The sequence below is a fragment of the Azospirillum sp. UFLA03-27 genome (assembly GCF_059803775.1).
In genome coordinates this window covers 25,416-38,909 of the sequence record NZ_JAUQTX010000027.1, presented here as the reverse complement: position 1 = coordinate 38,909, position 13,494 = coordinate 25,416, and the positions used below count along the sequence as shown (strand labels likewise).

The window sequence follows — 13,494 nt, the reverse complement described above, 5'->3', positions numbered from 1 at the left end:
GTTATAGTCTCGTGGGCTCGGAGATGTGTATAAGAGACAGACACGTCTCTACCGCATTTTCGAAATAGGCCGCCCATGACAGCCGCGTTCGTCGCCGGCGCCGATGCGTCGTCCGAGGTGCCTCTCAAGCGCCGCCTGAAACGGGCGGAGCGGACGCGCCGGCTCAAGGCCCTGGCGCTGATCCTGCCGCTCCTCCTCTTCCTGCTCTTCACCTTCCTCGGTCCCATCGCCGGCATGCTCTGGCGGTCGGTCGACGACTGGGAGGTGCGTCAGGTCATGCCCCACACCGTCGCGGCCCTGGCCGACTGGGACGGCAAGGACGTTCCGGGCGAGCCGGCCTTCGCCGCGCTGGCGGGCGACATCCGCACGGCGCGCGACGCCGGCACCGTCGCCATCGCGTCCAAACGGCTGAACTACGCGCTGAACGGCTTCCGCACCATCATGTCGGGCACGGCGCGCAACCTGAAGACCCTGCCCGAACCCGGCACCGCCAAGGACACCCTGATCGGCATCAACCCGGCCTGGGGCGAACGCGCCACCTGGGCGGCGATCAAGGGCGCCAGCGGGCCGCTCACCAGCTTCTACCTGCTGGGCGCGCTGGACCTGACGCGCAACCTGGACGGCGCCATCGTCGCCGCCCCCGAGGAGCAGGCGATCTACCGCGACGTCTTCGGGCGCACCTTCACCATCAGCTTGGGCGTGACGGTCCTCTGCCTGATCCTGGGCTTCCCGGTCGCCTACATGCTGGCGACGCTGCCCACGGGCCAGTCGAACGTCCTGATGATCTTCGTGCTGCTGCCCTTCTGGACCTCGCTTCTGGTGCGCACCTGCGCCTGGATCGTCGTGCTGCAGAGCGAGGGCATCGTCAACGACAGCCTGCGCTGGATCGGCCTGATCGACGAGCCGCTGCGGCTGATCTACAACCGCTTCGGCGTCTATGTGGCGATGACGCACGTGCTGCTGCCCTTCATGATCCTGCCGCTCTACAGCAGCATGCGGTCGATCTCCCCGGCCTACATGCGGGCCGCGGCGTCGCTCGGCGCCTCGCCGGTCACCGCCTTCCTGCGCATCTACCTGCCGCAGACCGTGCCCGGCATCGGGGCGGGCAGCCTGCTCGTCTTCATTCTGGCCATCGGCTACTACATCACGCCGGCCCTGGTGGGCGGCGCCGCCGACCAGATGATCAGCTACTTCATCGCCTTCTACACGACGGAAACCGTCAACTGGGGTCTGGCCTCGGCGCTGGGCGCGGTGCTTCTGCTCGCCACGCTGCTGCTCGCCGTCGTCTATGGAAAGCTGGTCCACGGCCAGCAGGTCACGGGAGGGATGAAGAATTGAGCCAGAACCACTCCCCCCGCACCACAAGCCAGCGCGTCGCCTGGATCACCACCGTGGTCGTCGCCTCGCTGGTGCTGATTTTCCTGATGGCGCCGATCCTGGCGATCATGCCGCTGTCCTTCAGTTCCGGCTCCTACCTGACCTACCCGCTGCCGGGCCTGTCGCTGCGCTGGTACGAGGACTTCCTGAATTCCCCGCGCTGGGTGTCGTCGCTGAAGAACAGCGTCATCATCGGGGTGGCCTCGACCATCCTGTCGATGGTGCTGGGCACGCTCGCCTCGCTCGGCCTCGCCCAGTGGAAGAGCAAGTTCAAGCCGCTGGTGCTGGCCATCGTGCTGTCGCCGGTCGTCGTGCCGGGCGTCATCACCGCGGTCGGCCTGTACTTCTTCTTCGCGCCGCTGGGCCTGACCGGCAGCTACGCCGGGCTGATCCTGGCGCACACCGCGCTCTCCACGCCCTTCGTGGTCATCACGGTCAGCGCGACGCTGCAGAGCTTCGACATGAACTTGGCGCGGGCCGCGGCTTCGCTCGGCGCCTCGCCGATCTACGCCTTCCGCCGGGTGATCCTGCCGCTGATCCTGCCGGGTCTGGCCTCGGGCGCCCTGTTCGCCTTCGCCACCAGCTTCGACGAGGTGGTGGTGGTGCTGTTCATGGCCGGTCCGGAGCAGCGCACCCTGCCCCGCGAGATGTTCAGCGGCATCCGCGAGAACATCAGCCCGACCATCACGGCGGCGGCGGTGATCCTGACGACCATCTCGGTCATCCTGCTCGCCACGCTGGAGGCGCTGCGCCGCCGCAACGAGCGGCTGAAGGGCAACCTGCGCTGAGCCTCATTCTGAGGAATTCAACCCTCTCCCCTCTGGGGAGAGGGTGGCCCGAAGGGCCGGTGAGGGGGTTGCGCTTGTGCCGGACACACCGCCACGCGCACCCCCCTCACCCTACCCCTCTCCCCAGAGGGGAGAGGGGACGGACTATGAAGAGGGAATTACAGGTACGGCGGGGTGCAGGCGCTGATGATTTCGCATTCCTCGTCGCCGACGTTGCGGAAGCGGTGCGGAATGCGGCTGTCGAACAGATAGGCGTCGCCGGGACCGAGGATCTCCTTGCGGTCGCCGACGGTCAGCTCGATCCGGCCCTTGATGACGACGCCGCCCTCCTCCGATTCATGCTGGAGCATGGTACGCCCGCCGGTGTCGGCGCCGGGGGCGTATCGCTCGTGCAAGACCTGGAGGTTGCGGCCATGCAGGTCGCCCACCTGCCGGAAGGACATGAAGCCGACCCGGCTCTTCACCAATCCGGTCAGTTCGACCAGATCGCTGCCCTTGAAGAAGATCTGCTCGCGCGGCGGCAGGTCGTCGGACGAGAAGAACTCCGCCAGGGTCATCGGAATGCCCTGGAGCACCTTGCGCAGAGAGGAGACGGACGGGCTGCACCGGTTCTGTTCGATCAGCGAGATGGTGCCGTTGGTCACGCCCGCCCGTTGCGCCAACTGGCGCTGGGACAGGGCGTGCGCTTCCCGAACCTGCTTCAGGCGCGCGCCCACGTTGAAATCGACAGCGTCCACATCCATGGATCGGTTCCTCGCTCCTGACCGGAAGGCATACCGGATTCGCGTGTGTGCGTCATCAAAAACTCAACACCCGATTAGGGTTGTTTAATTTATTAAACATGGGTACGCTCCCTTCACATCGCAAATCGAGGCTGATTCCCATGCTGTCGCTGAACGACCAGAGCCTTCTTCGGACGCAAGCCTATGTGAACGGCGCGTGGCGCGACGCCTTCTCCGGCAAGACCTTCGCGGTGACCAACCCGGCAACGGGCGAGGAGCTGGCCCAGGTCGCCGACGTCGGCGCGGAAGAGACGCGGCAGGCCATCAACGCCGCCGACGCCGCCCTGCCCGCCTGGCGCGCCAAGACCGCGAAGGAGCGCGCGGCCATCCTGCGCCGCTGGTTCGAGCTGATCATGGCGGCGCAGGAGGATCTGGCCGTTCTGATGACGCTGGAGCAGGGCAAGCCGCTGGCCGAGGCCCGCGGCGAGGTCGCCTACGGCGCCAGCTTCATCGAGTGGTTCGCCGAGGAGGGCAAGCGCGTCTACGGCGACGTGATCCCCAGCTTCGCCGGCAACAAGCGCATCGTCGTCCTGAAGGAGCCGATCGGCGTCGTCGCCGCGATCACCCCGTGGAACTTCCCCAACGCTATGATCACCCGCAAGGTCGGCCCGGCGCTGGCCGCCGGCTGCACCATCGTAGTCAAGCCGGCCGAGGACACCCCGCTGTCCGCCCTGGCGCTGGCCGAACTGGCCGAGCGCGCGGGCGTCCCGGCGGGGGTGTTTAACATCGTCACCGGGTCCGACCCCGTCGCCATCGGCGGCGAGCTGACCGCCAGCCCGATCGTGCGCAAGCTGTCCTTCACCGGTTCGACCGAAGTCGGCAAGATCCTGATGCGCCAGTCGGCCGACACGGTGAAGAAGGTGTCGCTGGAGCTGGGCGGCAACGCGCCCTTCATCGTGTTCGACGACGCCGACCTGGACGAGGCGGTCAAGGGCGCGCTCGCGTCCAAGTACCGCAACTCCGGCCAGACCTGCGTCTGCGCCAACCGCCTGCTGGTCCAGGCCGGCGTCTACGACGCCTTCGCCGCCAAGCTGGCCGAGGCGGTGAAGCAGATCCGCGTCGGCAACGGCATGGAGGCCGGCGTCACCCAGGGCCCGATGATCAACGGCCAGGCCGTCGAGAAGGTCGAGGAGCTGATGGGCGACGCTCTGGCCAAGGGCGCCAAGGTCGCGCTCGGCGGCAAGCGCCACGGCCTGGGCGGCACCTTCTTCGAGCCGACGATCCTGACCGGCGTCACCACCGAGATGCGCGTGGCCCGCGAGGAGATCTTCGGCCCGGTGGCCCCGCTGTTCAAGTTCGAGACGGAGGCCGACGCCATCCGCATGGCGAACGACACCGAGTTCGGTCTGGCGGCCTATTTCTACAGCCGGGACATCGGCCGGGTGTGGCGCGTGGCCGAGCGGCTCGAATACGGGATGGTCGGCATCAACGAAGGCATCCTGTCGACCGAGGTCGCGCCGTTCGGCGGCATCAAGCAGTCGGGCATCGGGCGGGAAGGCTCCAAGTACGGTGTGGAGGACTTCCTGGAGATCAAGTACCTGTGCGTCGGCCTGGGCGCCTGACGCCATCCTTTCCAATCGGGGGTTTGAGATGAGCAACCAGTCCTTCCAGGATCGTCGCAACGCCGCCGTTCCGCGCGGCCTCGCCAACGCCATGCCGGTCTATGTCGACCGCGCCGAGAACGCCGAGCTGTGGGACGTCGAGGGCAACCGCTTCATCGACTTCGCCGGTGGCATCGCGGTGCTGAACACCGGCCACCGCCATCCGAAGATCATCGAGGCGGTGAAGGCCCAGCTCGACCGCTTCACCCACACCTGCGCGATGGTCACGCCCTACGAGTCCTTCGTGACCCTGGCGGAGCGGCTGAACGCGCTGGTTCCGGGTTCCACGCCGAAGAAGACCGCCTTCTTCACCACGGGTGCCGAAGCCGTCGAGAACGCGGTGAAGATCGCCCGCGCCCACACGGGCCGTCCGGGCGTGATCGCCTTCAGCGGCGCCTTCCACGGCCGCACGCTGCTGGCGATGGCGCTGACCGGCAAGGTCGTGCCCTACAAGGTCGGCTTCGGTCCCTTCCCGGCCGAGGTCTACCACGCGCCCTTCCCCAACGCCTACCGCGGGGTCAGCGTCCAGGACAGCCTGAAGGCGCTGGAGCAGCTGTTCAAGTCGGACGTGGACGCCACCCGCGTCGCCGCGATCATCGTGGAGCCGGTGCAGGGTGAGGGTGGCTTCAACATCGCCCCGACGGAGTTCCTGCAGGCCCTGCGCAAGATCTGCGACGACAACGGCATCCTGCTGATCATCGACGAGATCCAGACCGGCTTCGCCCGCACCGGCAAGATGTTCGCCATCGAGCATTCCGGCGTCGAGCCCGACCTGATGACCATGGCGAAGAGCCTGGCCGGCGGTTTCCCGCTGTCGGCGGTCACCGGCAAGGCGGAGATCATGGACGCCCCGATCCCCGGCGGCATCGGCGGCACCTACGCTGGCAACCCGCTGGCGACCACCGCGGCGCTGGCCGTGCTGGACGTCATCGAGGAGGAGAAGCTGATCCAGCGCTCCAACGACCTGGGCGAGCGCATCGCCGGCCGCTTCCGCACCATGGCCCAGCGCAACACGCTGTCGGTGATCGGCGACGTGCGCAACCTGGGCGGCATGATCGCCATGGAGCTGGTGAAGGACCGCGACACCAAGGAGCCGGCGCCGGAGCTGACCAAGGCGCTGGTCGCCAAGGCGGCGGAAAAGGGGCTCGTCCTGCTGTCCTGCGGCACCTACGGCAACGTGATCCGCATCCTGGTTCCGCTGACCGCGTCGGACGCGCTGGTCGACGAGGGGCTGGACATCATCGAGCGCTCCCTGGAGGAGCTGGTTTCCGCGTAAAGCGGAGGCCTGATTTTTCAGTGAAGTCCCCAGACTGCACGCCCTCCTTCCCGCAAGGGGAGGAGGGTTTCTTTTTGTGCGCCCGCCCGCCCACGCTTTAGGATGAGGGCGCGGGGCGGAGGGGCAAGCGCATGGCCGGCGGGATCGACATCGTCATCATCAAGAAGAACGGGCTGGGCGACGCCGGGGCCAGCGTCTTTTCAGACGTCGCGGAAACCCTGTGCTTCGCGCTGCGCCGCCTGGGCATCGACGCGGAGATCGTGTGGAACCGCGTCGGCCGCCGGCGCCGCGCCATCGTCCTGGGCGGGCACGACCTGTCGCCCGAGGAAGGCGATCGTCTGCCCAGCGGCACCATCCTGTACAATCTGGAGCAGATCGCCATGCTCCACCCGCGCAACGCCCATTACCTGGACCTGCTGCGCCGCTGCCGGGTGTGGGACTACAGCCCGCGCAACATCGCCGATCTGGCCGGCCAGGGCATCCGGGCGCGCCTCGTCCCCATCGGGCATGTCGACGAGATGACCCGCATCCCGAACAGCCCCTCCCCCGGCATCGACGTGCTGTTCTACGGCGCCGTGAACCCGCGCCGCCGCGCCGTCCTCGACGCGCTGGGCGAGCGCGGGCTGACCGTGGTCAGCCTCCAGCATTATTACGGGGCGCTGCGCGACCGCTTCGTCGCCGACGCGAAGCTGGTGCTGAACCTGCATCACTACGAGGCGGGCATCTTCGAGATCGTCCGCGTCTCGCACCTGCTGTCCAACCGCAAGGCGGTGCTGGCCGAGCGCCACCCCGACACCGAGATCGACCCCGACCTGTTGGACGCCATGGCCTTCGCGCCCTACGACGGGCTGGTCGAGGCCGCCTGCGCGCTGGTCGCCGACGGGGCGCGGCGGGAGGCGCTGGCCGAGGCGGGATACCGGCGCATGAGGGACCGGGACGCGGCGGCGCTGATGCGCGGCGCCGCCACGGACCTCGGTCTTTCACACGGCGAGGCCGGCGCGCTCACCGGCTCCTGAAGCGCCCGCTCACAGCTCGACGACCGGAGCGAACCCGCCGAAGATCAGCCGCTTCCCATCGAAGGGCATCGGATTTTTCTCCGCGCTGAACCGCTCGTCGGTCTTCATCAGCTCTTCCATCCGCTTCATGGCGGCGTCCCGCGTCGCCTTGTCCGGCCATTCGATCCAGGAGAAGACGACCGTCTCGTCGTCCGTCGCCTGCACGGCCCGGCGGAAATCGGTGAGCTTGCCGTTGGGCACATCGTCGCCCCAGCATTCGAGGACGCGCGTCGCGCCAAGCTCCTTGAATACGCTGTCGGCCTTGTTGGCGTGGTCGATGAAGGCCTGCTTGTTGGCCGTCGGAACGGCGATGACGAACCCGTCGATGTACGCCATGTCTTTCCTCCCTTTTGTTTGAAGTTGCGGCCCCGTCCGTCAGGACGCCGCTGCGTCCGGGCATTTCGCACCGGTGTGGTTCAGCATCCAGGGCGTGCCGAAGCGGTCGGTGACCATGGCGAAGCGCTCGGCCCAGAAGGTCTCGCCCGGCGGCATCTCCACGGACCGGGCGTCCTTCGCCAGCACCGCGAAAATACGGTCGAATTCGGCGAGCGACGGCGGGGCGATCTGCACCCGGAATCCCTGCGGCTTGCTGTACATGCTGTCCGGCGAGTCGGACGCCATCATCGTGGTCGCCCCCAGCTTCACCATCATGTTCATCACGAGGTGATCGCCGCCGGGCATCCGGCTGTCCGCGTCCGGGGCATCGCCGTTGCGGAACACATAGACGACCTCGCCGCCGAGGGTCTCGGCGTAGTGGGTCATCGCCTCCAGGCAGGTCCCGTTGAAGAACAGGTAGATCGTCGGTTCCATGGTGTCGTTTCCTCCCGGTCAGGCTGTTCTTGGGTCAGAGCGTTTTGGGTCAGAGCGTCTGGGCGAGGGCTTCGAGTTGGTCGGCCGCTTTGCCCCAGCCTTCGTGGAAGCCCATCTTCTCGTGCTCGTCGCGCGCCTCGGCGCTCCAATGCATGGCGCGCGCGGTGTAGAGGGTCTTGCCGGCGCCCGCGTCCTCGAACCGCACGTCGGCGGTCATGAAGGCCCGGCCCGACGGCCGCCAGCCGGGGCGGAAGGCGTCGGTGAAGACCAGACGCCGCCCCTCCTCCACGTCGAGGAAGACGCCGGGCTCGCCGAAGGTTTCGCCGTTCGGACCGTTCATCCGCGTGAAGAACTCGCCGCCCGGCCGCAGGTCCATCCGTGCCTCGGACACGAACCAGGGCTTGGGGCAGAACCACTGTTTCAACAGCTCGGGTTCGGTCCAGCAGCGCCACAGCGCGCCGCGCGGCGCGTCGAGGCTGCGGGTCAGAACGAGGTCGCGCTCACCTTCCGTCATGGGGATTCCCTTTCGAACGGGGCTGTGAAAAGAGCAGTGTGAGGTAGCGTTTCAGGTGGTCGACGCTGTCCAGCGCCTCCTCGCGCCCGCCCGTCGCCTTGGCGAGGATGAAGGCGCCCTGGAGCACGGCCTGTGTGTGCCGCGCGAGGCTCGCCGGGGTCCAGTCGGCCTCGATACCGTGCGCCGCCATGGCCGCCGCGATGTCCGGTTCGAGCGTCGCCGCGTGGCCGAAGATGCTGGCCGCGCAGGCGTCGCGGATCGCCGGATGCGACCCGTAGACTTCCTGCGTCATGGTCCCGACGAGGCAGGTGAATTCGGCGGGATCGCCGTCGATGATCGCCTTGCGGAAGTCGACATAGCCGAACAGGCGGTCGAGCGGGTCTTCGAGCCGGTGGTACGGCGCGTTCGCGAAGAAGGCCGAGGTGGTTTCCGCCCAATGGGCGGCGGCGGCGACGCCGAGCGCTTCCTTGGTCTCGAAATGGTGGAAGAACGCGCCCTTGGTAACCCCCGCCGCCTTGCAGAGATCATCGACGGAGGTCGCCGCAAAGCCCTTGGCGCGGATAACGTCCCGCGCCGCTTCGAGAAGCCGGGTGCGGGCGTCGCCGCGTTCGGGATGGTGTTTGGCGGGTCTCGGCATGGGCCGAAACATACCGAACGGTTGGTATGCCCGTCAAGCGTAGAGAGAGGCCGCCCAGCGATCAAACCGCGATCAGGCGCTCAGCAACCGCCCGCTCGGCCACAGCGCCACCCTGTCACTTCGGCGAGGCGAAGCGCGTCAAAGATAATGATGATCGCTCTTCACCCGGAGGTAACCAACGTCGCCGTTATCGTTGTTGGAGAATTATGCGTCTGTCTGGCTGGGTAGTTTTTTGAACTCAGCACCCCCAAGAGACCAGACGATGGCATAAGAATACGATATCCAGAACGCTCCCCAAATAAACATACCTATCAAGAAGCTGTATAAAAAATCGATATCAGAAATATGGACATTGTAAACTCTTCTTGAACGAACACTCCAATCGATTTTAATTCCCTTAATCCAGAAAGCATAAAATAGAATCCCCAGAAGAATCCATAATGGAATCGAATACATAAATTTTCGAACCCGGCCCATTGGCCGCAGCTTTTCCTCAGCCACGAAAGCATGAGCGTCATGCCAGGAGGCACCACTGAAAAAGACCAGCACTGCGGCGACAAAGGTCAGGAAATGCACGGCGTGCATATGCACCACCACGGGCACGCGCGCCGCATAGCCGTGGGCCGTAAGGTCTCTGGCAAGACGGGGAATGGCGCCGAGCACCATTCCCACGACATCGTGAACAGACGAAAACGCGCTCAGATACGCTTGAGCGATATGGCCGTCCGAGGGAACGACCATCCAGAACAAAGTGTAAAGAAACGCTCCCCCCCAAATCAACAGAAGGGCATTGCGGGATTTTGGCCGATGAAAGGCCAGGGCCTGTTCAGGCTCTGCAATACTTTTTCTAAGCGCTTGGGAAATTTCGCCGTCGCTGAGTTGAAGATCCGGCGCCCAAGCGTTCCGCGCCACATCGAACACGAAGCCGACGGCAAGGACGAACACTGCTGTCGAGAGCGAATCCGCCCCAAGCGACGCGATCATCACCGCGAACAGAGTCGCAGCGCTGCGGCGGAATATAGTGCGGGAAAGAGCGAACACGGCCGGCAGGATTCATGTTGTGGTGCTCAGAAAGATATCGCCTTACACGCGATTCAACCACAGAAACAACAATCCAAGCACCGCAACAGGACGCCGGCCGCAGGGCATCCAACCTTCAAATCCAACCTTCAATGAATGATCATGCGCTCAGCAGCGGCCCCGTACGCCGCAGCGTCGTCCCCGCCACCTTGGCGATCCGCTTGCCCGCCAAGGTGAAGCGGGTTGCGCTGTGGGCGTAGAGCACGCCCGCCGACTCGCAGCGCACCGGGGTCACCTCGCCGGTCAGCGGGTCGAGGATGTCGGCGACCACGGCGCCGGCCTCGACGCGGTCGCCCGCCTTGTGGTGGAAGACCACCACGCCGCCCACCGGGGCGGTCAGCGGTTCGGAGGATTCCAGCGGGGTCGGGGCGCACAGCGGCTCCGGCAGGGCCGGTGGCTCGCCGGACAGGACGCCGACATGGGTGAGGAAACCGGCGATGGCCTGGGCGTCCGCTTCGCCCTGGGCGTGCTCCACGTCGGCCTGCCCGCGCAGCTCCACGGTCACGGAATGGCAGCCGAAGGGGATCGGGCGGTCGGACCAGCGCTTGGCAAGCTCGTTCCAAGGGCGGCTGACCGCCTCGTCAAAGGGGTCGCCGCCGGATTCCTCGGCCAGGAAGACCGCCTGCGCGCCCAGCAGCCGCTGCAACGGGGCGAAGGCCTCCGCCGAGGGCGTCAGGGTGTAGAGGTGCATCACCGCTTCCAGGTCGCAATGCAGGTCCAGCACCCAATCGGCCTGGAGCGCCAGTTCCAGAAGACGGTGCTTCATGTGCTCCGTCTCGGTGCGCGGGCGGCGCTCGGCCAGCGATTCGGCCAGGGCGGCGCGGATGGCGGCCTTGTTGGCCTCGCCGTCGTCGGTCAGCCGGTCGGCCACGCGCTCGGCCACCGCCTCGGTCAGGTGGGGGTAGTCGCGGTTGAAGTTCTTGCCGTCGTCCTGGTCGAAGCGGCCGAGGTGATGGTCCATCAGCGACTGGCCCAGCCCCACCGGGTTGGCGACCGGGACGAGGATCACCTCGCCGGCGATCCGCCCCTCGGCCTCCAGCGCGGTCAGGATGCGGCGCAGCTTGTCGGCCACCAGCATCGCCGGGATCTCGTCGGCGTGCAGCGACGCCTGGATGTAGGCGCAGGGCCGCGCGCCCGCCGTGCCGAAGCGCTGAACGGTCAGGGTCCGCCGGGTGCCGGGGGTGGCGGACGGGAGGTCGATGATGGCGCTGTGCATGGCGGATCGCTGCCGGATAGATGATAAGCCCGCCCCCACCGTGGCGAAGGCCGGGGCGGGCCGCAAGCGCCTTTTGCGCCAAGCTGCTTTTACGAAAGGGCGGTGCCCGTCAGCACGGCGTCGAATTGCTCCAGCGCCCAATTGACCTGCTCGCGGGTGATGACCAGCGGCGGGGCGATGCGGATGGTGTGGTCGTGGGTGTCCTTCGCCAGGACGCCGCGCGCCCGGAGATCCTCGCAATAGCGGCGCGCCCCGCCCGCCACCGGGTGAAGCTCCACCGCCAGCATCAGGCCGCGCCCGCGTACCTCGCGGATCACGTTGCTGCGGATGGCGCCGAGCTGCTCCAGGAAATAGGCGCCCTGGGCGGCGGCGTTGTCGATCATGCCCTCCTCCACCAGCACCCGCATGGCGGCGCGGGCGACGGCGCAGGCCAGCGGGTTGCCGCCGAAGGTGCTGCCGTGCTGGCCGGGCTTCAGCACGCCCAGCACCTCGGAGTTCGACAGCACCGCCGACACCGGGTAGAAGCCGCCGGACAGCGCCTTGCCGATCAGGGTGACGTCGGCCTCCACCCCCTCATGCTCCTCGGCCAGCAGCTTGCCGGTGCGGCCCAGCCCGGTCTGGATCTCGTCCAGGATCATCACGACGTTGCGCTCCGTGCACAGGTCGCGCACCCGGCGCAGATAGCCGGCGGGCGGGATGACCACCCCGGCCTCGCCCTGGATCGGCTCCAGCAGGACGGCCACCGTGTTGGGGGTCATTGCCGCCTCCAGCGCCGCCGCGTCGCCGAAGGGCACGGTGCGGAAGCCCGGCGTGAAGGGGCCGAAACCGCCGCGCGCGTCGGGGTCGGTGCTGAAGCTGACGATGGTGATGGTGCGGCCGTGAAAATTGTCCGAGCAGACGATGATCTCCGCTTGGTTCTCCGGCACGCCGCGCACCTCGTAGCCCCACTTGCGCACCGTCTTGATCGCCGATTCCACCGCCTCCGCCCCGCTGTTCATCGGCAGGATCTTGTGCGAGCCGGTCAGCGCCGCCAGTTCCTCGTAGAACAGCGCCAGTTGGTCGTTGCGGAAGGCGCGGGAGGTCAGGGTCAGCTTCGACGCCTGTTGCACCATCGCTTCCAGGATCTTCGGGTGGCAATGGCCCTGGTTGACGGCGGAGTAGGCCGACAGGCAGTCGAGATAGCGGTTGCCGTCGGTGTCCCAGACATACACGCCCTCGCCGCGCGCCAGCACGACGTCGAGCGGCTTGTAATTGTGGGCGCCCAGGCGGTGTTCGGTCCCGATCAGGTCGGCGGCGTGCTGAAGCATGGCGTTATCTCCGGTCTGGGGGTTTTTTAAACGGCTTGGCCGCCGATCTGCGATTGGGTGACGGCGGGGTCGATGATGCGGCGCCCGAACAGGCTCGCCACCAGATCGACCAGCAAAAGCGCGCTCTTGCCCCGCTCGTCCAGGAATGGGTTCAGCTCCACCACGTCCAGCGAGCCAACGACGCCCGCGTCGTGCAGCATCTCCATGATGAGGTGCGCCTCGCGGTAGGTCGCGCCGCCCAGCACCGCCGTGCCCACCGCGGGCGCGATGGCGGGGTCGAGGAAATCCACGTCCAGGCTGACATGCAGATGGCCGCCGGCCTGCCGCACCCGCTCGATGATGCGACGCATGTGGACGCCGACCCCGTGCTCGTCGATCAGCCGCATGTCCACCACGTCCACCCCGCGGGCGCGCAGCAGGCGCCGTTCGCCGGAGTCGAGGGAGCGGATGCCGAACAGATGGACGTGCGCCGGGTTCACGGTGGCCCGCTGCTCCGGCGGAAACACGTCGTCGAAGCCGTCCTCCCCGCACAGCAGGGCCACCGGCATCCCGTGCATGTTGCCGGACGGCGAGGTGTGGGGCGTGTTGAAGTCGCCGTGCGCGTCCAGCCACAGAACGAACAGCGGCGTGCCGGCCTCCCGGCAATGGCGGGCCACCCCGGTGACCGAGCCCATGGACAGGCTGTGGTCGCCGCCCAGGAAGACCGGCACGCCGCCCGCCCGCATCATGGCGTAGGAGCGGTCGGCCAGCGCCCGCGACCAGGCGGTGATCTCCGCCAGACGGGCCGTGGCGGCGTCGCCATCGCTCCAGGGGTCGGGGGTCAAATCACCCAGGTCGCGGACCTCGTGCCCCAGTTCGCGCAGGGCGCGGACCAGCCCGGCCGTGCGCAGCGCCGCCGGCCCCATCAGAGCGCCGGGATGGCCGGCCCCCGCCTCGATGGGAACGCCGATGATCTCCACGAAGCGCTGATCGTCCCAATCCCCCGACGCCATGCCGCCCCTCTCCCTGTGCGATCGTGCCTCCCATGACTATCGGGGGCGGAGCAGGCGGC

At 67.3% G+C, this 13,494-nt stretch carries 14 protein-coding genes; 5 read left to right on the top strand and 9 right to left on the bottom strand.

The window, feature by feature from the left end; all coding sequences use genetic code 11:
• The first annotated feature begins 75 nt into the window (after window positions 1-75).
• On the top strand, window positions 76-1,338 hold the full coding sequence (locus Q4I23_RS06600) for an ABC transporter permease (RefSeq protein WP_237905277.1): 1,263 nt from the start codon (window positions 76-78) through the stop codon (window positions 1,336-1,338).
• Window positions 1,335-2,165 (top strand): ABC transporter permease, encoded by an 831-nt coding sequence (locus tag Q4I23_RS06595; RefSeq protein WP_498525674.1) that lies wholly within the window; start codon window positions 1,335-1,337, stop codon window positions 2,163-2,165. The genes Q4I23_RS06600 and Q4I23_RS06595 overlap by 4 nt, the downstream gene beginning before the upstream one ends.
• 158 nt (window positions 2,166-2,323) lie before the next feature.
• On the opposite strand, the gene Q4I23_RS06590 is transcribed toward Q4I23_RS06595, so the two are convergent.
• Window positions 2,324-2,908 carry a cupin domain-containing protein gene (locus Q4I23_RS06590; protein WP_183180380.1) on the bottom strand — a complete coding sequence of 195 codons (585 nt, stop codon included), beginning with the start codon at window positions 2,906-2,908 and terminating at the stop codon, window positions 2,324-2,326.
• 140 nt (window positions 2,909-3,048) lie between these two features.
• On the opposite strand from Q4I23_RS06590, the gene gabD reads away from it, so the two are divergent.
• From gabD to Q4I23_RS06575, 3 genes are all read left to right on the top strand, one after another.
• Window positions 3,049-4,509 (top strand): NADP-dependent succinate-semialdehyde dehydrogenase, encoded by a 1,461-nt coding sequence (gene gabD / locus Q4I23_RS06585; protein ID WP_454017134.1) that lies wholly within the window; start codon window positions 3,049-3,051, stop codon window positions 4,507-4,509.
• 28 nt (window positions 4,510-4,537) lie between these two features.
• Window positions 4,538-5,824, top strand: coding sequence for a 4-aminobutyrate--2-oxoglutarate transaminase (gene gabT, locus Q4I23_RS06580; protein WP_498525673.1), 1,287 nt, complete (start codon window positions 4,538-4,540; stop codon window positions 5,822-5,824).
• A 131-nt stretch (window positions 5,825-5,955) separates the two neighbouring features.
• Window positions 5,956-6,840 (top strand): CgeB family protein, encoded by an 885-nt coding sequence (locus Q4I23_RS06575; RefSeq protein ID WP_498525672.1) that lies wholly within the window; start codon window positions 5,956-5,958, stop codon window positions 6,838-6,840.
• Window positions 6,841-6,849: 9 nt separating this feature from the next.
• Here the strand turns inward: Q4I23_RS06575 and Q4I23_RS06570 are convergent, their stop codons facing one another.
• The 8 genes from Q4I23_RS06570 to rocF form a co-directional block, all read right to left on the bottom strand.
• Window positions 6,850-7,215: a DUF1428 domain-containing protein gene (locus Q4I23_RS06570; protein WP_454017137.1), complete on the bottom strand. Its 366-nt coding sequence runs from the start codon at window positions 7,213-7,215 to the stop codon at window positions 6,850-6,852.
• 39 nt (window positions 7,216-7,254) lie between these two features.
• Window positions 7,255-7,689 carry a VOC family protein gene (locus tag Q4I23_RS06565; RefSeq protein ID WP_454017138.1) on the bottom strand — a complete coding sequence of 145 codons (435 nt, stop codon included), beginning with the start codon at window positions 7,687-7,689 and terminating at the stop codon, window positions 7,255-7,257.
• A gap of 49 nt (window positions 7,690-7,738) precedes the next feature.
• Complete coding sequence (locus tag Q4I23_RS06560; RefSeq protein ID WP_498525671.1) at window positions 7,739-8,203, bottom strand: SRPBCC family protein; 465 nt, start codon at window positions 8,201-8,203, stop codon at window positions 7,739-7,741.
• Window positions 8,190-8,840, bottom strand: coding sequence for a TetR/AcrR family transcriptional regulator (locus Q4I23_RS06555; protein WP_498525670.1), 651 nt, complete (start codon window positions 8,838-8,840; stop codon window positions 8,190-8,192). The genes Q4I23_RS06560 and Q4I23_RS06555 overlap by 14 nt, the downstream gene beginning before the upstream one ends.
• Window positions 8,841-9,044: 204 nt before the next feature.
• Window positions 9,045-9,881: a hypothetical protein gene (locus Q4I23_RS06550; protein WP_498525669.1), complete on the bottom strand. Its 837-nt coding sequence runs from the start codon at window positions 9,879-9,881 to the stop codon at window positions 9,045-9,047.
• 139 nt (window positions 9,882-10,020) lie between these two features.
• Window positions 10,021-11,136, bottom strand: coding sequence for a M14 family metallopeptidase (locus Q4I23_RS06545; RefSeq protein WP_498525668.1), 1,116 nt, complete (start codon window positions 11,134-11,136; stop codon window positions 10,021-10,023).
• An 89-nt stretch (window positions 11,137-11,225) separates the two neighbouring features.
• The gene (gene rocD, locus Q4I23_RS06540) at window positions 11,226-12,443 is read right to left on the bottom strand and encodes an ornithine--oxo-acid transaminase (protein WP_498525667.1); all 1,218 of its coding nucleotides are present in this window, start codon (window positions 12,441-12,443) and stop codon (window positions 11,226-11,228) included.
• A 26-nt stretch (window positions 12,444-12,469) separates the two neighbouring features.
• On the bottom strand, window positions 12,470-13,435 hold the full coding sequence (gene rocF / locus Q4I23_RS06535) for an arginase (RefSeq protein WP_498525666.1): 966 nt from the start codon (window positions 13,433-13,435) through the stop codon (window positions 12,470-12,472).
• Between the last annotated feature and the right edge of the window lie 59 nt (window positions 13,436-13,494).